The sequence below is a fragment of the Paenibacillus sp. EKM301P genome, assembly GCF_011800295.1.
GTDB classification, from domain to species: Bacteria; Bacillota; Bacilli; order Paenibacillales; family Paenibacillaceae; genus Paenibacillus; species Paenibacillus polymyxa.
In genome coordinates, this window is sequence record NZ_JAALFM010000006.1 from 279,069 (window position 1) to 299,701 (window position 20,633).

19 protein-coding genes and 1 riboswitch are annotated in these 20,633 nt (G+C 44.6%); of the genes, 4 read left to right on the plus strand and 15 right to left on the minus strand.

The window, feature by feature from the left end:
* Positions 1 to 52: 52 nt before the first annotated feature.
* The gene (locus HFD99_RS16860; RefSeq protein WP_039276073.1) at positions 53 to 817 is read left to right on the plus strand and encodes an HAD family hydrolase; all 765 of its coding nucleotides are present in this window, start codon (positions 53 to 55) and stop codon (positions 815 to 817) included.
* A 25-nt stretch (positions 818 to 842) separates the two neighbouring features.
* Here HFD99_RS16860 and HFD99_RS16865 read toward each other — a convergent pair whose 3' ends face one another.
* The 8 genes from HFD99_RS16865 to pdhA form a co-directional block, all read right to left on the minus strand.
* Positions 843 to 3,197, minus strand: coding sequence for a type IA DNA topoisomerase (locus tag HFD99_RS16865; protein WP_039276074.1), 2,355 nt, complete (start codon positions 3,195 to 3,197; stop codon positions 843 to 845).
* Positions 3,198 to 3,806: 609 nt separating this feature from the next.
* On the minus strand, positions 3,807 to 5,294 hold the full coding sequence (locus HFD99_RS16870) for a glutamate synthase subunit beta (RefSeq protein WP_167440956.1): 1,488 nt from the start codon (positions 5,292 to 5,294) through the stop codon (positions 3,807 to 3,809).
* A gap of 236 nt (positions 5,295 to 5,530) precedes the next feature.
* Positions 5,531 to 6,019, minus strand: a complete 489-nt coding sequence (locus tag HFD99_RS16875) for a dihydrofolate reductase (protein ID WP_025365020.1) — start codon at positions 6,017 to 6,019, stop codon at positions 5,531 to 5,533.
* A gap of 17 nt (positions 6,020 to 6,036) precedes the next feature.
* Positions 6,037 to 6,831, minus strand: coding sequence for a thymidylate synthase (gene thyA / locus HFD99_RS16880; RefSeq protein WP_016820707.1), 795 nt, complete (start codon positions 6,829 to 6,831; stop codon positions 6,037 to 6,039).
* A gap of 249 nt (positions 6,832 to 7,080) precedes the next feature.
* A complete protein-coding gene (lpdA, locus tag HFD99_RS16885; RefSeq protein WP_016820706.1) occupies positions 7,081 to 8,502 on the minus strand; it encodes a dihydrolipoyl dehydrogenase in 1,422 nt (473 codons plus the stop codon).
* A 3-nt stretch (positions 8,503 to 8,505) separates the two neighbouring features.
* Positions 8,506 to 10,119, minus strand: coding sequence for a 2-oxo acid dehydrogenase subunit E2 (locus HFD99_RS16890; RefSeq protein ID WP_025365021.1), 1,614 nt, complete (start codon positions 10,117 to 10,119; stop codon positions 8,506 to 8,508).
* A gap of 34 nt (positions 10,120 to 10,153) precedes the next feature.
* Positions 10,154 to 11,134, minus strand: coding sequence for an alpha-ketoacid dehydrogenase subunit beta (locus tag HFD99_RS16895; protein WP_017427718.1), 981 nt, complete (start codon positions 11,132 to 11,134; stop codon positions 10,154 to 10,156).
* 100 nt (positions 11,135 to 11,234) lie between these two features.
* Positions 11,235 to 12,302, minus strand: a complete 1,068-nt coding sequence (gene pdhA / locus HFD99_RS16900) for a pyruvate dehydrogenase (acetyl-transferring) E1 component subunit alpha (RefSeq protein WP_013371457.1) — start codon at positions 12,300 to 12,302, stop codon at positions 11,235 to 11,237.
* A gap of 255 nt (positions 12,303 to 12,557) precedes the next feature.
* Between pdhA and HFD99_RS16905 the strand changes: the two genes are divergently transcribed.
* The gene (locus HFD99_RS16905) at positions 12,558 to 13,292 is read left to right on the plus strand and encodes an alpha/beta hydrolase (protein WP_025365022.1); all 735 of its coding nucleotides are present in this window, start codon (positions 12,558 to 12,560) and stop codon (positions 13,290 to 13,292) included.
* A 141-nt stretch (positions 13,293 to 13,433) separates the two neighbouring features.
* Here HFD99_RS16905 and HFD99_RS16910 read toward each other — a convergent pair whose 3' ends face one another.
* Entirely contained in the window at positions 13,434 to 13,898 is a 465-nt protein-coding gene (locus HFD99_RS16910) for a low molecular weight protein-tyrosine-phosphatase (RefSeq protein ID WP_016821913.1), read from the minus strand.
* Positions 13,899 to 14,044: 146 nt separating this feature from the next.
* Here HFD99_RS16910 and HFD99_RS16915 point away from each other — a divergent pair, with 146 nt between their 5' ends.
* Together HFD99_RS16915 and HFD99_RS16920 are read left to right on the plus strand one after the other, a co-directional pair.
* Positions 14,045 to 14,686 (plus strand): thiamine diphosphokinase, encoded by a 642-nt coding sequence (locus tag HFD99_RS16915; protein WP_025365023.1) that lies wholly within the window; start codon positions 14,045 to 14,047, stop codon positions 14,684 to 14,686.
* Between the two features lie 280 nt (positions 14,687 to 14,966).
* A complete protein-coding gene (locus HFD99_RS16920; RefSeq protein ID WP_013371461.1) occupies positions 14,967 to 15,467 on the plus strand; it encodes a C40 family peptidase in 501 nt (166 codons plus the stop codon).
* A 65-nt stretch (positions 15,468 to 15,532) separates the two neighbouring features.
* On the opposite strand, the gene HFD99_RS16925 is transcribed toward HFD99_RS16920, so the two are convergent.
* The 6 genes from HFD99_RS16925 to HFD99_RS16950 form a co-directional block, all read right to left on the minus strand.
* The gene (locus HFD99_RS16925) at positions 15,533 to 16,225 is read right to left on the minus strand and encodes a response regulator transcription factor (protein ID WP_123797277.1); all 693 of its coding nucleotides are present in this window, start codon (positions 16,223 to 16,225) and stop codon (positions 15,533 to 15,535) included.
* A gap of 148 nt (positions 16,226 to 16,373) precedes the next feature.
* A complete protein-coding gene (locus HFD99_RS16930) occupies positions 16,374 to 17,432 on the minus strand; it encodes a ThiF family adenylyltransferase (protein ID WP_016821916.1) in 1,059 nt (352 codons plus the stop codon).
* Positions 17,429 to 18,196 (minus strand): thiazole synthase, encoded by a 768-nt coding sequence (locus tag HFD99_RS16935; protein WP_045244497.1) that lies wholly within the window; start codon positions 18,194 to 18,196, stop codon positions 17,429 to 17,431. Before HFD99_RS16935 ends, HFD99_RS16930 begins: the two co-directional genes overlap by 4 nt.
* Before the next feature lie 2 nt (positions 18,197 to 18,198).
* Positions 18,199 to 18,402 carry a sulfur carrier protein ThiS gene (gene thiS / locus HFD99_RS16940; protein ID WP_031461582.1) on the minus strand — a complete coding sequence of 68 codons (204 nt, stop codon included), beginning with the start codon at positions 18,400 to 18,402 and terminating at the stop codon, positions 18,199 to 18,201.
* Positions 18,399 to 19,547, minus strand: a complete 1,149-nt coding sequence (gene thiO / locus HFD99_RS16945; RefSeq protein WP_123797278.1) for a glycine oxidase ThiO — start codon at positions 19,545 to 19,547, stop codon at positions 18,399 to 18,401. The genes thiS and thiO overlap by 4 nt, the downstream gene beginning before the upstream one ends.
* 57 nt (positions 19,548 to 19,604) lie before the next feature.
* The gene (locus HFD99_RS16950) at positions 19,605 to 20,198 is read right to left on the minus strand and encodes a thiamine phosphate synthase (protein WP_016821920.1); all 594 of its coding nucleotides are present in this window, start codon (positions 20,196 to 20,198) and stop codon (positions 19,605 to 19,607) included.
* Positions 20,199 to 20,514: 316 nt separating this feature from the next.
* Positions 20,515 to 20,623: riboswitch (TPP riboswitch) on the minus strand.
* Positions 20,624 to 20,633 lie beyond the last annotated feature (10 nt).

Below are 20,633 nucleotides of genomic sequence, written 5' to 3' on the forward strand. Positions count from 1 at the left end.
TTAGTTATAAACCGAACACCGTTAAAGCTTTGGCTTGGAAGGAGTATGCATCATGTCGTATCCGAAGCAGCACATTTTATTTGATCTTGATGACACTTTGGTCCACTGCAACAAGTATTTCGATCTTATTCTCAACCACTTTTTCGATTTGCTTCAGGAATGGTTTGCAGCTCATAACCTAACGAGAAATTCGATCCGTGAAAAACAAATCGAAATTGATGTGGCTGGAGTTCATCAGGTGGGTTTTGCCAGCGAGCATTTTCCACAATCCCTAATAGATACGTACCAGTTTTTCTCGGAACAATTTGGACGCCGTACGGATTCTCGGGAAGAGCAGGAGCTCCGCTCGCTTGGCCGAAGTGTGTACGAGCAGGAAATCGAACCGTATCCAGGTATGGCCGAAACGTTAAATTCACTCCAAAAAGCAGGGCATTCCCTTCATCTTTACACTGGGGGTGAGCAGATCATTCAAGAAAGAAAGATTGAACAAATGAAGCTGGCTACTTACTTTGATGACCGCATCTACATTCGCCAGCATAAAAATGTAGATGCACTGGAAGAAATCATCCAAATGAATCGCTTGGACCGAAGCATCACCTGGATGATTGGGAATTCTTTACGCACCGACGTATCTCCAGCCCTTGCGGCAGGTATTCACGCTGTGTATCTTAAGCAGCCAAAAGAATGGATTTACAATATGGTTGAATTGCAAAAAAACGTGAACTCTGTGATGTATACTATACAGAAGCTAACAGAAGTGCCACGGGTGATCCACGAAAGCATACAATTGCATCAACAAAAAAGGACCCTCGGATAGGGTCCTTTTTGTTGATGCTCCTATCTCAGGCATCCTCACGAACGCTAAGTTGTCCTGTTCCTGGCACATCCAGAACAATCCGCGCTTTGACGGTCGATCCATCTTTACGTTTAAAAGACAACAATTGCGTCTGCCCCTTGGCGAGCAGGGACTTGAGCATCGTTTCGGTAATCTGCTTGCCCGCATATTCCTTCCAAATGACAAAACCACAGCCCTGCTTAAAGTGGCTACACCCATACCCTTTGCGGCCTTCAATAATGCTTCCACCGCAATTGGAGCACGGGCAGCTGCCTAACGCCTGCCTTTGGCTTGCTGAAGTATCTGACTGTCCATCAGATGAGCTCCGCACTGCTTTTGTAGTCGAACTGCGACTTATTGGCGCCGATGCTTGCTTTAGCGCAGCACTTCCTGCACTGCTACCGCCTCCTGATGCTGTGCGGTCTCTTCCTTTGGCGGTGGTGGCACGTCCACTCGTACCTACGCCGCTGGCGTTCGTCTTTCCTCCCGAGCGATTACTCCTTGCCTCCTCGCCAAAGGCATTTGCGGGAGCAGGTGGCTGCTGCCTTACCTTATCAATGATGGACAACGTAAATCTTTTAACGTTATCCATAAACTTCTCCTGAGCTGCCTCACCCTTGGAAATTTGATGAAGACGGCGTTCCCATTGACCTGTCATCTCCGGTGAAGCTAATAGATCTACCCCGGCATGACGGATCAGGTTAATAGCCATCTTTCCTTTATCCGTAATCAGAATCTTTTTGCCCTTCATTTCAATGTAGCCGACTTTCTTTAATCGTTCAATTGTAGCGGCCCGTGTCGCAGGTGTACCTAAGCCAGCATCCTTCATAACCTCGCGTAATTCCTCATTCTCCATCTGCTTGCCCGCGCTTTCCATCGCTTTAAGCAATGTGCCCTCCGTGTAGCTTTTAGGAGGCTGAGTCGCCTTTTCTTTCATCTCAGCGCGCACACAATCTACCGGACGCCCTGCATCAATTTCAAACTTCTTGTCCGTCCACTCGTCCGTTTCCTCTTCATCCTCTTTTTTGGATGTTTTGCTTTTTTTACCTTTATCCTGATCAGCCTTACTCAAAACCACTTTCCATCCCAAGGACAGAAGCTCCTTAATATTAGTTTTAAACAGATGCTTGTCCACCTGCGTCATTACGGTATGCATTTTATATTCAGCTGGCGGAAAAAAATGCGACAGAAACCTACGAATAACCAGGTCATATACATTTTGTTCCTCCTTGCTTAGCGTTCCCGGCCTTTTTAACGTCGGCAAAATAGCATGGTGATCCTCAACACGAGACGGATTGCAGACCGATTTATTCTGTTTATGGACCAAATTAGGGTTTGCTTGTTGTACCAGATCAGCATAAGGGCCTGTCCCCAGCATCCGTAATGCCTTATGCATGCCGTCTATATTCTGCTCTGTCACATAATTAGAGTTGGTCCGCGGATAGGAAATGACCTTGTGACGCTCATAAAGCGCTTGTGCCACATCCAGCGTTTTTTTAGCCGAATAACCGTACTTGGCATTCGCCTCGCGTTGAAGCAGCGTCAAATCGTATAATTTAAAAGGATACTCCTTTGTCTGCTTTGTATCATATTTGGTAATTTTACCCTCTTTTCCGCGTACCGCCGCAGCGATCCCCTCAGCTTCTTCCGGATTCGTCAGCCGATCACCCTGCCATGCCCCTTTGTACTTAATCTGATCTTGCTTGAACTCAGCCCATACGTCATAGAAGGTTTGAGACTGAAATGCTTCAATTTCCTTTTCTCGATCATGAATTAGTGCCAACACGGGAGTCTGCACCCGTCCTACCGACAGCAAGGTGTTATGTCGTGTTGTGAACGCTCTGGAGGCGTTCATGCCAATCAGCCAGTCCGCTTCACTTCGTGCCCGCGCAGCTTGAGTCAGGAATTCAAACTCCGAGGCATCTCGCAATCGTTCAAAGCCTGTCGCAATACTTTCCGCCGTCAAGTCCGAGATCCACAATCGCTTAACCGGCTGTCGTAGCTTTAACTGCTGCTGAATTAACGCAAAAATATATTGCCCCTCCCGTCCAGCATCACAAGCATTCACGATGGCATTGCAGCGTTTGGCCAGCTCACCAATCATTTTTAGCTGATCTTTTGTTTTCGGATTAGGTACGATTTTGAATTGTTCAGGGATAATCGGAAGATCTTGAATATTCCATCGTTTGTACTTAGCATCGTAAGCATCCGGCTCAGCCAGACCCAACAAATGACCGATCGCCCAGGTTACAATGTATTTCTCCCCTTCCAAATAGGTACGGTTATTTTTAGCACGCGGCTCCATAACAGCGGCAATTGTCCGCCCCATATCTGGTTTCTCAGCAATAATCAACGTCTTCATTCATTCCATTCCTTCCTGACGGCCTTCTGTTTCTCCTCCATGAATCATAGATATACATGGAACGCAAATGAAAACACAGGTTCCCGGCCTCATGCAAAAGGAGCCTTCTCCCGGCGAAAGCTCCTTTGTAAATTCATTTAGTCTAGCGCTTCAACAATGTACGTCTATTATACCATAGATATCATGATTCTCTCAGGTCATGATTTTATGTAACCTTGGAAAAGATCATGTCATCTTCCTTTTAAAGCAATATAAATATAGAAAACCCAAAATAAAACTGCACTATTAGCAAACTTGTGTAATATTAATGTTAATTTATATTACGCAATTTAAGTTTTTATCTAATTATTTTGTAAAATAAATGTATTTTTCTTTGAAAAGGCTACACAAGCCGTCCTTATTTATGTTATGATTATTTTAGATAACAACTACATGATTAAAAAGTTAATTTTAAGTTAATTTATATAACATTGAATTTACAACGTTTTGTATACCTCACTAGAAAATTGGTTTCAACAATGACTAGTGATAAAGCTTTAAACACAAATAAAGCCCCATCCTAAGATGGAGCCTTTACTTGATTCGTAACGGTAACATAAAAATTTATAATTATACCAAAACAGTAACACCCATGAGGTATTTATCAACTTCACGTGCTGCTTCTCGGCCTTCATTAATAGCCCACACAACAAGACTTTGTCCGCGGCGCATGTCACCCGCAGCAAACACCTTATCCACATTCGTCACATATTTCCCATAACGTGCCTTAACGTTGGAGCGACGGTCTGTTTCCAAACCAATTTCCTTCACAATCGTTTGCTCAGGCCCATCAAATCCAATTGCAATCAGCGCAATTTGTGCCGGGAATACGCGTTCCGTACCTGGAATTGGTTGATAGATTTTACGTCCAGTTTCATCAACAATACGTTGAATTTGAATGGTGTGTAGTTCTTTCAGATTGCCATTCTCATCACCCACAAATTTGGTTGTCATAATGGAGAACTCACGTGGGTCTTCACCGAACAACGCTTTCGCTTCTTCCTGTGCATAATCGAGAGAGTACACATTCGGAAACTGCGGCCAAGGATTCGCAATCGGATCACGTTCCAGCGGAGCTTTGGTGTGTGTGCCAAATTGAGTGACACTCCGGCAACCATGCCGCAAAGAAGTAGCTACACAGTCCGAACCTGTATCACCGCCACCGATAACAATAACGTCCTTACCTTTGGAGGACAAATAGTTGCCATCTTCGAGGTTGGAATCCAAAAAACTCTTGATGGTGCCATTCAAATAATCCATAGCATAATGGACACCATTCAAATCGCTGCCTTCAATATTGAATTCTCTCGGCTTTGTAGATCCACCGCATAGCACAACTGCATCATAGTCAGCAATCAGCTGCTCAGTAGGGATATCCTTGCCGATTTCCGTATTCGTGATGAATTGGATACCTTCAGCCTCCAGCAAATCTACACGGCGCTGTACAACCTTCTTATCCAGCTTCATGGATGGGATTCCATACATCAGTAACCCACCTACACGATCTGCACGCTCATACACTGTCACGCTGTGACCTGCTTTGTTAAGCTGTGCTGCCGCAGCCAATCCCGCAGGACCCGAGCCAACAATAGCCACTCGTTTGCCTGTACGTTTTTCCGGCGGGTTAGGAACGACCCAACCTTCCTCAAAGCCTTTTTCAATAATCGCTTCCTCAATTGTCTTAATGGTAACAGACTCCCCAATAAGGCCAACTGTACATGAACCTTCACATGGCGCAGGACAGACACGACCCGTAAATTCGGGAAAGTTATTCGTTTTGTGCAGCCGATCTAACGCTTCCTTCCACAAACCACGATATACGAGATTGTTCCATTCCGGAATAAGATTATGAACTGGGCAGCCTAAAGTTGCTCCCATGAGATCCATCCCCGTATGACAATAAGGAGTTCCGCAGTCCATACAACGCGCCCCTTGGGTACGCAGCTCTTCTTCAGACATATGCTTATGGAATTCTTCCCAATCCTTTATACGCTCTGCCGGGTCCCGGTCTGTAGGAAGCTGTCGTGTGTATTCCATAAATCCAGTTGGTGTAGACATGTTACGTTCCCCCATCTCTTCGCTTATGAACCCCGATCATCCATTCAGAATTCTAATCAAATTCGAACTTGTCTGTTTGTGTTATGAAAGGGTCTGTTCTCATTGAATTTGATTTATTGTATCACAATACAGCGTAAAAGTAATGAAAACTTATGCAAATTTCTGCATCTACAGCCAAAAGGATTTTTTATATGGTTTATTAATTTTTCAAATGAGCTAGGTTGAATTCCTGTATGTTATTCTGTTCTCTCGTAAACAACAAAACGGTAGTCATACAAGTTTTTGTCGTCCTTGATACCCGGCGTCTCACTGACTATAGTCCAGCCGCTCCAATCCAGCTCAGGAAACGTCGTATCGCCTTCAAAAGTCTCCTCAATTCGAGTCACAATCAGTCGATCCGCATGTGGCCAAAACAGTGAATAAATCTCCGCTCCGCCAATGACCATTAGCTCTTCTTGCTGTGCAAGTTGGAGCCCCTCCTCCAGTGTATAGATCACTTCTGCACCTTCCGCCTGATAGCTCTCATCTCGAGTCAAAACGACGTTGCGGCGGTTTGGTAGGCTTCTCCCGCCAAAGGATTCCCACGTCTTGCGTCCCATGAGTACTGTTTTATTAATCGTCTGCTCTTTGAAGAAGGCCATATCTCTGGGAAGGCGCCAAGGAAGACTGTTATCCCGACCAATCACACCATTTTGTGCCATAGCCCATATCATCGAAATGCTCATCTTTCCACCTCCTCTAATCAGATGGCGACAGGCGCCTTAATCCCTGGATGATGCTCGTAATTCTCAAAAACAAAATCCTCGTAAGTGTAATCAAAAATGGATTCAGGCTTGCGCAGAATTTTCAACTGTGGCAAGGGATAAGGATCACGCTCCAACTGCGTATGCACTTGTTGTATATGGTTTGAATAAATATGCACATCGCCACCTGACCAAATAAACTCTCCAGGCTCCAAACCACACTGCTGTGCAACCATATGCGTCAGCAATGCATAACTAGCGATGTTGAACGGCAGTCCAAGGAAGGTATCCACTGAACGCATCGTCAGCATACAGGATAGCTTTCCTCCAGCTACGTAGAATTGAAATACAAAATGACATGGCGGCAACTTCATCGATTCAATTTCAGCCACATTCCAAGCACTGACGATATGTCGACGTGAATCCGGATTGTTTTTGATAGCTTCAATGACATTCGCAATTTGATCAATATGTTGTCCGTCCGTTGTTTCCCATGCGCGCCATTGCGATCCATATACAGGTCCCAGATTCCCCTGTTCATCTGCCCATTCATCCCAAATGCTAACTCCGTTCTCCTTGAGATAAGCAATATTGGTATCACCTCGCAAAAACCATAACAGCTCATGTATAACGGATTTCAAATGTACTCTTTTAGTGGTCACTAACGGGAAGCCCTTGGCCAGATCAAAACGAAGTTGCCTTCCGAAAACAGATAATGTTCCCGTTCCTGTCCGATCCTCTTTTTTTACCCCGTTCTCTAAAATATCCTCCAGCAATTCCAAGTAGTTGCGCACGTTGTTTCTCTCCTTTGAGCATGAATAAAAAAACAGCATCGTCCATTTTTAATTTTGAAAACTCTCGATCTACACCATTAATCTATATTTAGTTTATCATGTAGGGTACTTTTTTGACCATGTACTGTGTGAATTTTCATGATAGTCCAATAATCTTAAAGTTTGAAAAAAAGAGACAAAGAGCGCACATATAGCGCTCCTTGCCTCTTTTTTCATGTATGAATCCAAAAACAAGATAATGAAATGGAATTAGCGACGTGGCGCCAATGCGTGGATCGGATGACCCATTACGACTTCTGCTGCTTCCATCACAAGTTCGCCCAGTGTAGGGTGAGCATGGATAGTCAGGGAGATATCTTCAAGTGTAGCACCCATTTCAATCGCCAGACCCAGCTCAGCAATCAGGTTGGAAGCTTCCAGACCTACGATTTGCGTACCCAGTACCAGACCTGTATCTGCGTCAGCTACGATTTTCACAAAGCCTTCAGCAGCGTTCAGGGAAACAGCACGACCGTTTGCTCCGTAAGAGAACTTACCAACTTTGACATTGTAACCTTTTTCTTTAGCTTGTGTCTCTGTGTAGCCTACGCTAGAGCATTCTGGATCTGTGAACACAACAGCCGGAATACATTTGTAGTCTACAACAGATGGTTGGCCGGCAATTACTTCAGCAGCTACTTTACCTTCGTAAGAAGCTTTGTGAGCCAGAGCAAGACCAGGAACAATATCACCGATTGCGAAGATGTGAGGAATGCTTGTGCGTCCTTGGTGGTCAACTTTCACCATTCCGCGGTCATCCAGTTCTACACCGATCAAATCCAGACCCAGTTCACCGTCTGTATTTGGACGACGTCCAACAGTTACAAGCAGGTACTCAGCAGTTACTTCTTTGCTTTCACCGTTAACAGAGAATTTCACTGTTACATCTTTATCAGTTTGTTCCGCACTTTCCGCTTTAGCGCCAGTGAAGATTTCGATACCTGTTTTCTTCATGCTTTTCGAAACGATGGAAGTCATATCTTTATCGAAGCCAGGAAGAACAGTATCCATACCTTCAATGATCGTTACTTTGGAACCGAATTTGGAATACATTTGTCCAAGCTCTGCACCAATGTATCCACCACCGATAACGATCAGGCTTTTCGGAATTTCAGGCAGGTTCAATGCTTCAGTAGAAGACAGAATGCGTCCGCCAAACGGGAATGGCTTCAATTCGATAGGACGGGAGCCTGTTGCGATAATCGCATTTTTAAAACGGTAACGTGGTGATTCATGTTCGTTGAATACACGCGCTTCGTTTTCGTTGATGAACATACACTCACCGTTGAAAACTTCGACTTTGTTGCCTTTGAGCAAGCCGCTTACGCCACCAGTCATTTTCTTAACAACACCGTTTTTGAATTCTTGCGTTTTAGCAAAATCTACTTTTACATTTTCAGCCGTAATACCGAAAGTTTCGCCATGTTTAGCTGCTTCGTATTGATGAGCTGCAGAGATCAAAGCTTTGGATGGAATACATCCACGGTTCAGACAGACACCGCCCAGCTCAGATTTATCAACGATCAATACGCTTTGTCCCAATTGTGCGGCACGGATGGCAGCTACATAACCGCCAGGACCCGCACCGATAACCAATGTGTCAATATCCAGAGAAGCGTCTCCTACTACCATTGATTACACCTCCATTACAAGCAGCTCAGGGTTAGCGAGCAGCTGTTTGATATAGTTCATGAAGTTTTGAGCAGTTGCACCGTCAATAATACGGTGGTCAAAGCTCAGGGAAAGAGCCATTACTGGAGCGGCAACAATTTCACCGTTTTTCACGACTGCTTTTTCACTGATGCGGCCAGTACCCAAAATTGCAACTTCAGGGAAGTTGATGATTGGAGTAAAGAACATACCGCCTGCGGAACCAATGTTCGTGATGGAAATCGTGCTTCCTCTCATTTCATTGGCAGCCAATTTACCATCACGACCGCGTACAGCCAGATCACGAATGGAATCAGCAATCATCCAGATACTTTTACGATCAGCATCTTTGATAACAGGAACGATCAAGCCGTTGTCTGTATCTGTAGCGATACCGATGTTGTAGTATTTTTTGTAGACAATTTCGTTAGCTTCTTCGTCGATCGAGGCATTCAGAGCCGGGAATTGACGGGAAGCAGCAACCAAAGCTTTTACGATGAACGGCAGGTAAGTTACTTTTGTGCCTTTCTTCTCTGCAATTGGCTTGATACGAGTACGGAAAGCAACCAGCTCAGTTACATCCACTTCATCCATAATTGTAACGTGTGGAGCCGTGTAAGCCGACTTAACCATAGCATTGGAAATTGCTTTACGGATACCTTTAAATGGTACGCGTTCTTCCTCAGCACGCGGATCTGCAGCTGGTGCGGATGGTGCTGCAGCTTTCGCTTCTTTTTTAGCTGGCTCTTGCGCTTTTGCAGCTTCTTTCGCTGCTGGTGCAGCCGCTTGGCCTCCGCCATTTTTGAAAGCTTCTACATCTTCTTTAGTGATTTTACCGTTTTTGCCGGAGCCACTCACTTGAGCGATGTTAACACCTTGCTCACGTGCAAATTTACGGACGCTAGGTGTAGCCAGCACGTCTCTGTTCGAAGCAGCAGGTGTTGCACCTGGTTGAGTGTTCGCTCCACCTTTTGCAGCATCCTCTTCTTGTTTAACAGCAGCTGGTGCTTCTTCTTGCTCAGGAAGTTCACCCTCAGCAGCGATGACAGCCACAACTTGACCTACGTTAAAGATGTCTCCGTCTTTGGCAAACACTTCTTGAACCGTACCATTAACCGGACATGGAACTTCAACTACAGCCTTGTCGTTTTGTACTTCCATGATGATATCATCATCAGTTACTTTGTCGCCGGGTTTGATGTGCATCTTGATGATTTCACCTTCGTGCAGACCTTCACCCAGCTCTGGGAATTTATATTCAAATCTAGCTGCACCTGCAGCTCCGCCTTGTGCAGCAGCAACTGGCTCAGGGCTAGCAGCTGGTGCTTCCGGTGCATCTTCTTGTTCAGGAAGTTCACCTTCTGCGTCGATGACAGCTACAACTTGACCTACGTTAAAGATGTCTCCGTCTTTGGCAAATACTTCTTGAACCGTACCATTAACCGGACATGGAACTTCAACTACAGCCTTGTCGTTTTGTACTTCCATGATGATATCATCATCAGTTACTTTGTCGCCGGGCTTGATGTGCATCTTGATGATTTCGCCTTCGTGAAGACCTTCACCCAGCTCCGGGAATTTATATTCAAATTTTGCCACGTTTAAAACCTCCCAAATTTACGGTGTGCTTTAATTAAAATTCCATTACTTTATTAACCGCATCAATGATACGTGTTGGCGTTGGCAACCAAGTATCTTCAATTTGAGCGAATGGATAAACGGTATCCGGACCTGCTACACGCAGAACTGGTGCTTCCAGATGCAGGATTGCTTTTTCGTTAATTTGTGCAATAACTTCAGCAGCAACACCGGCACTCTTTTGCGCTTCTTGAACAACGATCGCACGATTGGTTTTTTGAACAGAAGCAACAATGGTATCAATGTCAATCGGACTGATTGTACGTAAATCAATGATTTCCACTTTAATACCTTTAGTTTTTTCCAGTTCTTCAGCAGCCTTAACTGAAGTGTGTACCATCATACCGTAAGTAATAATCGTTACATCAGAACCTTCACGAACTACATTAGCCTTGCCCAGTTCAACAGTGTAATCATTCTCAGGAACTTCAGCACGGAATGCATGGTACAGGTTCAAATGCTCCATGAAAAATACTGGATCGTTATCGCGAATAGACGCGATCATAAGACCTTTTGCATCGTAAGGGTTGGAAGGAACAACAACCTTAATACCTGGTGTTTGAGTCAAAAGACCTTCCAAAGAATCTGTATGCAGCTCGGCTGCCTTAACACCGCCACCAAAAGGTGTACGGAATACGATTGGAGAATTGTAACGTCCACCGGAACGGTAACGCATACGGGATGCTTGAATTGCCATTTGATCGAGTGCTTCAAAGATAAAGCCTACGAACTGGATTTCAGCTACAGGGCGGAATCCTTGGATACCCAGACCGACAGCAAGACCCCCGATTGCGGATTCCGCCAGCGGAGTATCGAATACACGTTCTTCGCCAAATTCTTTTTGCAAACCTTCTGTAGCGCGGAATACGCCACCTACATGACCTACGTCTTCACCGAAAAGCAGGACGTTAGGGTCGCGTTTCAACTCTACGCGCAGTGCGTCACGAATCGCTTCTTTCATGTTCATTTGTGCCATTTGCTTCATTTCCTCCTTAAACATTGACAGATCAATTTCAGTTCAGGTCAATCGAAAAGCAGACCGGATCGGGTTGCCGCCCGGTCTCTTTCAAGTTCAATTATTTAAAATCAGCTTTTTGTTCTTCCAAATGCTTAGGCGTAGTTTCGAACATGCTATCGATCAGGCCAGGAATTGTCATTTTTTCTGTTTTCTCGGCTTTTTTGATCTCTTCGTTCACTTTTGCCTTAGCTTCTTCTTTTACGCGAGCTGTATCTTCTTCAGTCCAAAGACCTTTTTTCTCAAGATATTTCGCAAAGCGGGCAATTGGATCTTTTGCATTCCATTCGCCTTCTTCTTCTTTAGAACGATATTTCGTCGCATCATCAGAAAGGGAATGCGGACGGAAACGGTAAGTAACGGCTTCAATCAATGTTGCGCCTTCGCCATTACGTCCACGCTCTGCAGCTTCTTGAACGGCTTTAATAACTGCAAGCACGTCCATACCATCAATTTTAACACCTTTAATACCAGCAGCTACTGCTTTATGAGCGATCGAAAGAGCAGCTGTTTGTTTTGAGAATGGCGTTGTGATCGCGTAACCATTATTTTGCACAAAGAAAATAACTGGCAACTTATACACACCAGCATAGTTCAGACCTTCGTAGAAATCACCTTCGGAAGAACCGCCGTCGCCTGTATATGTAATGACGACTTGTTTTTGTTTTTTCAGTTTGTAGCCCATTGCAATACCCATAGCGTGCAGAATTTGCGCACCAATGATAATTTGCGGCATCAATACGTTAACGCCGTCCGGAATTTGACCACCGTGTTGATGACCACGGGAATACAAGAAAGCTTGATATAATGGCAGGCCATGCCAAACGAGTTGCGGAATATCTCGGTAGCCTGGTGCAATAAAGTCTTCTTTTTGGAGCGCAAATTCACTACCAACCATTGTTGCTTCTTGTCCGGATACCGGAGCGTAGAAGCCGAGACGTCCTTGACGGCCCAAGTTAACAGCACGGTCATCCCAAGTACGTGTAAATACCATACGATACATAATTTCTTTCAATTGATCATCTGTAAGTTTAGGCAATTTATCTTTATTGATAATTTCACCATCCGGAGAAAGCACGGACAGAGCCTCAACTTCCTCTGTGTAAACTTCATAAGGAACCTTGCTCATTTTCTTCACCTCAACAAAAAAATTTGAATATCAAGTTCCGCTGTTATAGGATTATTATACACCTGTTATATCGCTCGCGTCAAAGATTTAGTTATTTTTTTTGAGTTTGCCACATTTTTGTGTATGTAACAGGGTGTGTTTTTTACTATAACAGCTTAGTACATGATTGAAATTTTAAACATCTATTGCAATCAGGGTAATCTTAACTTATTGTGATCCTTAATGCAAAATAATACCCAAGAAAGGTGACGAAAAATGACGGATTCTAGGTATTTAAAACGAACTATCCTTAAAGACGAAGTAGACAGCCGCTTACTTGGCGAAACCCGAATTCTTCGGATTTATTTGCCGCCCGGCTATAATGAAATATTGAGCTACCCGGTCGTCTACTGTCAGGATGGAGAGGAATTCTTCAACTTTGGACGCATTGCAACACACGCCAACCGTCTCATACTGGATGAAGGCGTGGAACCCTTCATTATTGTAGGTGTAGAAGTGAACACCAAAATCAGAACTCAGGAGTACGCTCCCTTCGGCAATCGTTTTGAGGCATACACTGCCTGTTTTGCAGAAGAGATTATTCCCTATGTGGAACAAAAGTATCCTATAAGAAAAGATGCAGCTTCCCGCATTCTTGCTGGAGATTCACTGGGAGGCAGTGTGTCTTTGCATTTGACGCTATTGTATCCTGAGCTGTTTAATCGTATTATCAGCCTCTCAGGTGCCTACTATGAAGCTTCGCAAGAAATTATTGCCCGTGAGAAAGAACTGTCGCATCTAAATGTTTGGATGACAGTTGGCCTTCAGGAAGATGCTTTTGAGAGTGATACCGGCATTTACAACTTTGTAGAGCTGAACCGTCAATGCGCAGATTTACTGCGCGAGCGGAACGCCGAAGTTTCTTACCGTGAAAAGGATGGCAAACATTTATGGGGCTTTTGGCAAAACGAGTTGCCTGACGCGCTAATGTATTTTTTGGATCGTGCCTGAGTAAAAAACATCCCAGCATGATGAGGAATGGAGCATTGACCTAGAAGGTCATAAGGCTCCTTCCTCTTTTTTATGATTTGGTTGCGCTTTCAAAAATGTATAACGAAAAACGGCAACGATTGCCGTCATCTGTCGTTCACATTATAGCTTTTCTTCTATGATCTTGTCCAGCAAGGCTTCGCATCCCGCGTCCAATAATCGATAGGTCTCTTCAAAATTTCCGGTAAAATATGGGTCGGGTACTTCTCTTAACTTTTCTTGGGGAAGCAAATCCATGAATTTTAGAATATCAGCATCAGCTCCACCTGCAAGTTTACGCATATTTCGTTCATTAGAGTCATCCATGCACACAATATAATCAAACGCGTCAAAATCACGATCCGTTATTTGCCGTGCCTGTATGCCTTGTTCGCTGATTCCGTGCAGTTTAAGCTGCTTTAGCGTTCCCTCATGCGGAGGATTTCCAATGTGCCAATCGCCTGTTCCAGCCGAGTCCACCCGGATTTCTGCGTCTAATCCCCGTTCCTTTGCCTTATGTCTCAGTATTGCCTCCCCCATGGGAGAGCGGCAAATATTGCCCAAACACACAAACAAAACGTTAGTCATTTCGTTCCCCTTCCTATTCACGTCACACTTCTTTTTTCTGTTCCATTGTAGCCAGGTCCTCCAAAATTGTGCAAGCCATATTTATCGCGGTATACTTAAAATGATCGTATATATGGGACCGTATACAGAAAGAAAGGATGTTGGATATGACGAAAAAACGAGCCATTGTATTTTCAGGCGGTCGTCTTAATGAAGAAGATTTACAACAAATACAACCCGATGATCTTATTATAGGTGCAGATAAAGGTGCCCTGTTCCTGATAGAACACGGTATTACGCCTCATGTCTCTGTAGGAGATTTTGATTCGATTACTTCAGAGGAACAAGAAAGGGTAAAATCAGCAAGCCAACGTATGCTTGCGTGTGATCCAGTACTTAAGGACCTAACAGATACAGAACTCGCTTTAGAAATCGCTATGGACGAACAAGCAGATCATGTACTCATGCTCGGTGTGACTGGTACTCGGATGGACCACACATTAGCCAATGTTCAAATATTAGTACGGGCCATGCAGCATCATATTAGTTGCGCTATCATGGACGCACATAATTATATCGAGCTGACCGGATCAACGCTCGAGATCCAGCCTATGGGCTATACATATACATCGCTGATTCCAATGACCGCCGAAGTAACAGGTATACAACTGGAAGGATTTATGTATCCACTTCATAATGCAACCCTTAAAATGGGACAATCACGTGGTGTCAGCAATAAGCTAACGGCTGCAAAAGGTACAATTTCTATTAAAAGCGGTCTACTACTCGTTATTCAAAGCAAGGATTAATTATGACATTGTTGTAACTATTTCAAAAGTTGTTCACCCACCCAAAACCCTTGATTAACAAGGGTTTTTCCGTTTTCACAGGTTCTAGAATCATTTTATTTTTTACAAATTGTAATTTTTAATCGTTTTTTAATAATTACGACGTAAGCCTTGTCCCTCAAGCATTTGAGAGTAGTTTTCCAACTATTAGGTGGCTTCAAAACTGTTATACTCAACGCTGTCAGTTAGTTAGCAACTCAGCAAATTATTGCACAAATCAATTTTTGGAGGTATTTACAACATGAATATGCATAAAATCATAAAAAAGGTAATTATCGCAGGAGTCGCTGCCACGATCGGCTTTGGTACTTTTGCCATTGAGGGAACAAATACAGCACAAGCTGCTACTGCTACTACTACCGTAGGTCAAAAAGTAATTAACTACGGCAAAAAATATATGGGTACTCCTTATAAGTTTGGAGCTTCCACAAGCACCACACGCAATTTTGACTGTTCTTCTTTCATGAAGCACATATTCAAGAAATACGGAGTCGATTTGCCGCGTACTTCTGTTCAACAATCTAAAGTCGGACATGCCGTATCCAAGGCCAATTTGAAAAAAGGGGACTTAGTGTTCTTTTCAAGCGGTAGCCGTGCCACAGGACGTAACATTACTCACGTAGCAGTATATATGGGCGGAGGTAAAATTTTACACACTTACGGCGGACCTGGGGTGACCATCTCTGATTTAAACTCTGGCAACTGGAAAAGAACATACATTAAAGCACGTCGCGTGCTGTAATGTAACACTCATTTGAAATAGGTAAGCCGGGACGAACAGTTCCGGCTTTTTTTATATAACTTATGCTATTTTGCTTCGGTTGGCGTTCTGAGTGAATAGCCAATACCTCGTTCCGTTCGAATCATTTTAAACTTTTGTCCTCTATCTACTTTAACCCTTAAATGCCTGATGTACACATCTACTACGTTCGTATCAGCGATATAATCATGTTTCCAAACATCTTTTAAAATTTGCTGCCTGCTGCAAACTTGGTTAAGATGTATTGCCAGATGTAGCAAAAGATCGAATTCTTTCGGAGTTAATTCCAGTTTTCGCTCCCCTCTGCTCACCATTCTGCTTGCAGTGTCTATATGTATATCCCCCGCTTCGATTGCCCTTTTCACATCACGTTCAACACCAAAAATTCGTAATAAATTAGCCACTCTAGCCTGAAGAACTCTAGGATAAAAGGGCACTACCATTACATCATGAGCTCCTTGTTCAAAGCAGGAAACCATATGTGCCTCTTCATCTGATGAAATCATTGCAAGTATCGGGACATGAGGATGGTTCTGCTGCAAAATGCGAATCAAGCCTTGAGTGCCCGCCTGTTCATCTTTAATGTTTAGGAGTAGCAAACTTACAGGATGCTGAGCTATATAAGAGCGTACATCCGACGTATTACGAACATGAACCACCTGATAACCTGCCTGCTCCAATGGACGAACGAATACAGCGGACGCTTCATTTTCATCCACAAGTACAATTAACGGGCTCATCTTTTTCACCCACCTGGTTTGGACATCGCATTACATATTGGATACGAACAAGTTTGTTATAAGCCATTAAACATATTTGTATTAGTGTAACAAAAAAGCAGAAAATCATTCTCTGAAGAATGGCTTTCTGCTTTAAGGTTTATGGTTTTTAACCCAAATAACGATGATATAGACTTCTTGCTTTGGCCACGTCCTTTGTCCCATGGATCAGCGCTCTGCCATCTGCAAAAACCACCAAGCGATGCTCTCCCACACTAAAGGAAACCAGATACGAATTCCACTCTACGTTTCCCTCGCCTAATGCTGCAAATCTATCTGCTATCTCTGCGAGATTCAGATATATCCGGTTGGCAGGTCTTATTTGAACGGTATCCCTACCGCACAAAACATCTGTTTTCTGCCGATGAGAGGTCGATAAATAGGGATACGTCGGTTGGCTACCGCAAGAAGGACAATTCGACTTTTTGAGACGATCCACTGCTATTGCTACATATTCATTTTTCCACAAATCAAACGAAAGCAATTTTCCTCTCAAGTCCTCGGGATATCCACCAAGAAGTTTGAAAGCTTCTGTAGTCTGATTAGCGGTGACCATTTGTACTGCCTGCGGAATAATGCCGGCTGTATCACATGTTTCTCCTCCAAACGGTACAGTTCCCATCAGACAGTGTAGACAAGGTGTTTGACCCGGTAAAAAAGTGTAAGTTACACCGTAGCTACCCACACATCCTCCATAAATCCAAGGAATATGATGCTTGAGAGCCATGTCGTTCATAAGAAGCCGAGTATCGAAGTTATCGGTTGCATCCATCATGAGATCCACCCCCTGGATCAACTCTTCCAGCTCTTCTACCCCAACATCCAAAACATGTGCATGGATGACTGTTTGCGAATTAATATCCTTTAATCTTCGCTGGGCCGCTATTGCTTTGGGACACCTTTGCGCTGCATCACTTTCCTGAAAAAGCTGCTGGCGCTGCAAATTGCTCCATTCCACATAATCCCGGTCTACGAGACTTACCGTACCTACGCCTCCACGAACTAGCGTTTCTGCAATGCCTGTACCCAGCGCTCCAACACCTATGATTAGTACGTGAGAAGAAGCAAGCCGACGTTGGCCTGCAGGCCCAAAGGGTGCAAACCTTTCCTGTCTGGAATAACGATCAATTTGTGGTGTTCCAGCACCGGATTTTTCAGATATCCTCATCCTTGAACCATGCCTTCTGTTGGGCTGCTCGCTGAAGCATATCGTTTTACAGGTATCATCCCTGCCTCAAAACCATATCTGCCTGCACGCACAGCCAGCTTCATGGCCTCAGCCATTTTCACAGGGTTCTTCGCTCCCGCCACAGCTGTATTTAGCAGAACACCATCTGCTCCCAACTGCATCGCCATTGCTGCGTCACCAGGTGAGCGAATACCTGCATCGACGATAACCGGAACTTCTGCTTGCTCAATAATTAACTCTAATGAAAACGGATTGAGCAAACCATGTCCTGTACCAATCGGTGAGGCACCAGGCATAATGGCATGTACTCCAAGCTCTTGCAGCCTCTTTGCTAGTATCACATCATCCGATATGTAGGGCAGTACGACAAAGCCTTCCTCTAGCAGTTTTTCACTAGCCTTCAACGTTTCAAAAGGGTCAGGCAACAGCGTTTTGCTATCCCCAATGACTTCCACCTTAATCATGTCGCACAAGCCAGAGGCTTTTGCCAACTTGGCAATACGGATTGCCTCTTCTGCTGTTGTTGCTCCTGCTGTGTTGGGAAGAAGTGTATACCGGCTCAAATCTAGCGTATCAAGAAAATGTTGCTTATCCCGTTCCTCCAAATTCAGTCTGCGCACAGCGAACGTTAATATTTCCGTCTCAGCAGCCTCTACAGCCTGGGATTGGATATTCAGATCCGAAAATTTCCCTGTTCCCAGCAACAGCCTTGAGGTAAAAGATGCTTTTCCAATGGTTAACATGATCAACCGCCTCCTACAAAATGTACGATTTCTAGGCAATCTCCATCCTTAAGTACCGTCTCATGATGATCTTCACGGGTCAATATATGCCGATTCAGCTCTACCACTACGGTTTTCACCTTTAAATCAAGTTCATGCAGCAATTGATCCACATGAGTGATTCGATTAGAAATGGTCATGTTCTGTCCGTTAATGATCAGCTTCATAAGCTTTCCTCCTTGAGGAGTTCAGAAGAAAATTTGCTTATTCCAAGTCCAGCCGCATCAGCCCCTTTAAGCATAGCTGCCATCGCTCGCCCAGTCGCATCACTAAGCAAGACACCGTTACGATAATGCCCGACTGCAGCATAGACGCCCTCTACTCCAGGAACAGGGCCAATGAAAGGACGCTCCGCAGCTGCCTGTGGACGTAAGCCCGCCCAAGCACGTATAAAAGAAGCTTCTTGTACACGCGGCAACCAGGCAGATGCACGTGCTAACAGTCCTTTTAAGCCTCCTACGGTCACCTCTTTGTCATATTGATGTGGAAGACTCGTAGCCCCAATCCAAAGCTCGTTATTCTGTTTAGGCACGAGGTAAACATCGTCGGCATAAATGGTATAATCCAACGGATGGTCCTTCAAGGAGACTGCTACCACTTCACCCTTGACTGGATAAAGAGGATAATCAAATCCAATTTGTACTAGCAATTTCAAGCTGTCCAAGCCTGCGGCAATCACGACCTGATCGCAGGAAAAAAATCCACTATCCGTTCGCACACCGCAAACTCGGCCGTCCTGTATGATCAGTTCCTCGGCATGAGTTCCAGACCATATTGTTGCTCCCAGCACCGCAGCTGCCCCTGCATAAGCACGGCAAAGCTGAACAGGGGCCACTTGTGTCTCCTTTGATCGGTATATAGCCCCAATTACTTGATCTGCCAAGCCCGGAATCCGTCGAGCCAATTCCCTGGCATCCCACCAAATAGGGCTATCATCCTCTCGGATATTCGCAGCATTCCAGCGCCTTTGGCCCTCTGTTTCTGAACGAAAAGGGGTCACAAAACCTTCGGTACGAAAATCCACTGAAATACCCGATAAACGCTCCAAATCACAGACAAGGTCAGGGAATGCATCTCGACTTGCGCGAGCAAATCGTGCCAGCTCAAGGTCTGAGAACTCTTCACTTTCCGCTGCCAGCATTCCCGCCGCTGCTCCTGATGCTCCCTCACCGGGGATACATCGTTCCAGCATAATTGTACTTCGTCCCTCCTTAGCCACATGATAAGCAATGGCACTGCCGATCACACCCCCGCCTATGACCAAGCATTCTGCGTGTCCTATTGCTTTTTTCTCTGTATGTGTCTTTGACATATGTTCCGTGTCTCCTCTCCGGTGAGCATTCTGCTTTCCCTTCGTCTCGTTTTCTTGCTACAGGTCGTGAACTACAAGATCTACCATTCGCCTATATTCCATCGCTGCTGCAACGGGTGACTCTGCTTCCCATATACCAGACATCACCGCAATTCCGCTTGCTCCGGCATGATAGAGCTCTGGAACATGATGAGGTTGTATGCCTCCCAACGCTATCACCGGAATGGCCGACAATCTGCAAATGCGTTCAAGCTGTGCTACACCCCGCGGTACAAGACCGGCCTTACAATAGGTCTCATATACATGACCAAATAGTACATAGTCTGCTCCCCCCTGCTCAGCGGTCTGCACCTCCTCCAAGGAATGTACAGACACTCCACAGCGTGTACCCACTGGAAGCAGACTTTTCGCATCCATCACAGATAACCCATTAGCAGGTAGCTGGACAGCTCTTGCCAAGGTAAGTAAAGCTACGTCCATACGGTCATTTACTACAATTTGCTGCAAAGGAACTTCCTGCTCGATCATGCTACGAGTCAAAGAAAGCAAAGCAGAGGCACCCTTCTGTTTCGAACGTGCGTGTACATAATGAATATAAGGACAAATAGCGGCAGCCACTTTGGGTACATCCACACAGGAGACACTTTCCATCGTAATTACGTGTAATTCGATCTCATTTTCACCTCACTTGGACTAAAAAATATAAAATAATCGTATAAGCTGAACTATATTGTTGCAGCTCCCTATTGGGTAATATCATACGGAGCCAGCCACATGTAACAGCAATAATGAAAGGAGATCATTTGTAAATCCGTCTACGGAAGCTCGAACAAATGAAGATGAACGAAACGCAAAAAGCCACTTCCCAGAGGAAGTGGCTTGACAAACGTTCAAAATCGAACGGACTATTATATCCGTAAACGTATATCGTTCCCTGTGCAAACAAAAGTAAAGAGCTACTACCTTGTTTGTACAGTACTCACTTCCCTACGCTGGCATAACCCAGATCAGGTACAAAGGGTCCGAAATCCATTTATTTCGTCTCAGCCGCATGGGCGGCTCCCCTAGTGTAACTATTTTATTGTA

Coding starts and splice junctions, on each gene's coding strand:
- HFD99_RS16860 (WP_039276073.1), top strand. CDS start 53: ATGTCGTATCCGAAGCAGCACATTTTATTTGATCTTGATGACACTTTG.
- HFD99_RS16865 (WP_039276074.1), bottom strand. CDS start 3,197: ATGAAGACGTTGATTATTGCTGAGAAACCAGATATGGGGCGGACAATT.
- HFD99_RS16870 (WP_167440956.1), bottom strand. CDS start 5,294: ATGTCTACACCAACTGGATTTATGGAATACACACGACAGCTTCCTACA.
- HFD99_RS16875 (WP_025365020.1), bottom strand. CDS start 6,019: ATGAGCATTTCGATGATATGGGCTATGGCACAAAATGGTGTGATTGGT.
- lpdA (WP_016820706.1), bottom strand. CDS start 8,502: ATGGTAGTAGGAGACGCTTCTCTGGATATTGACACATTGGTTATCGGT.
- HFD99_RS16895 (WP_017427718.1), bottom strand. CDS start 11,134: ATGGCACAAATGAACATGAAAGAAGCGATTCGTGACGCACTGCGCGTA.
- pdhA (WP_013371457.1), bottom strand. CDS start 12,302: ATGAGCAAGGTTCCTTATGAAGTTTACACAGAGGAAGTTGAGGCTCTG.
- HFD99_RS16905 (WP_025365022.1), top strand. CDS start 12,558: ATGACGGATTCTAGGTATTTAAAACGAACTATCCTTAAAGACGAAGTA.
- HFD99_RS16910 (WP_016821913.1), bottom strand. CDS start 13,898: ATGACTAACGTTTTGTTTGTGTGTTTGGGCAATATTTGCCGCTCTCCC.
- HFD99_RS16915 (WP_025365023.1), top strand. CDS start 14,045: ATGACGAAAAAACGAGCCATTGTATTTTCAGGCGGTCGTCTTAATGAA.
- HFD99_RS16920 (WP_013371461.1), top strand. CDS start 14,967: ATGAATATGCATAAAATCATAAAAAAGGTAATTATCGCAGGAGTCGCT.
- HFD99_RS16925 (WP_123797277.1), bottom strand. CDS start 16,225: ATGAGCCCGTTAATTGTACTTGTGGATGAAAATGAAGCGTCCGCTGTA.
- HFD99_RS16930 (WP_016821916.1), bottom strand. CDS start 17,432: ATGAGGATATCTGAAAAATCCGGTGCTGGAACACCACAAATTGATCGT.
- HFD99_RS16935 (WP_045244497.1), bottom strand. CDS start 18,196: ATGTTAACCATTGGAAAAGCATCTTTTACCTCAAGGCTGTTGCTGGGA.
- thiS (WP_031461582.1), bottom strand. CDS start 18,402: ATGAAGCTGATCATTAACGGACAGAACATGACCATTTCTAATCGAATC.
- thiO (WP_123797278.1), bottom strand. CDS start 19,547: ATGTCAAAGACACATACAGAGAAAAAAGCAATAGGACACGCAGAATGC.
- HFD99_RS16950 (WP_016821920.1), bottom strand. CDS start 20,198: ATGGAAAGTGTCTCCTGTGTGGATGTACCCAAAGTGGCTGCCGCTATT.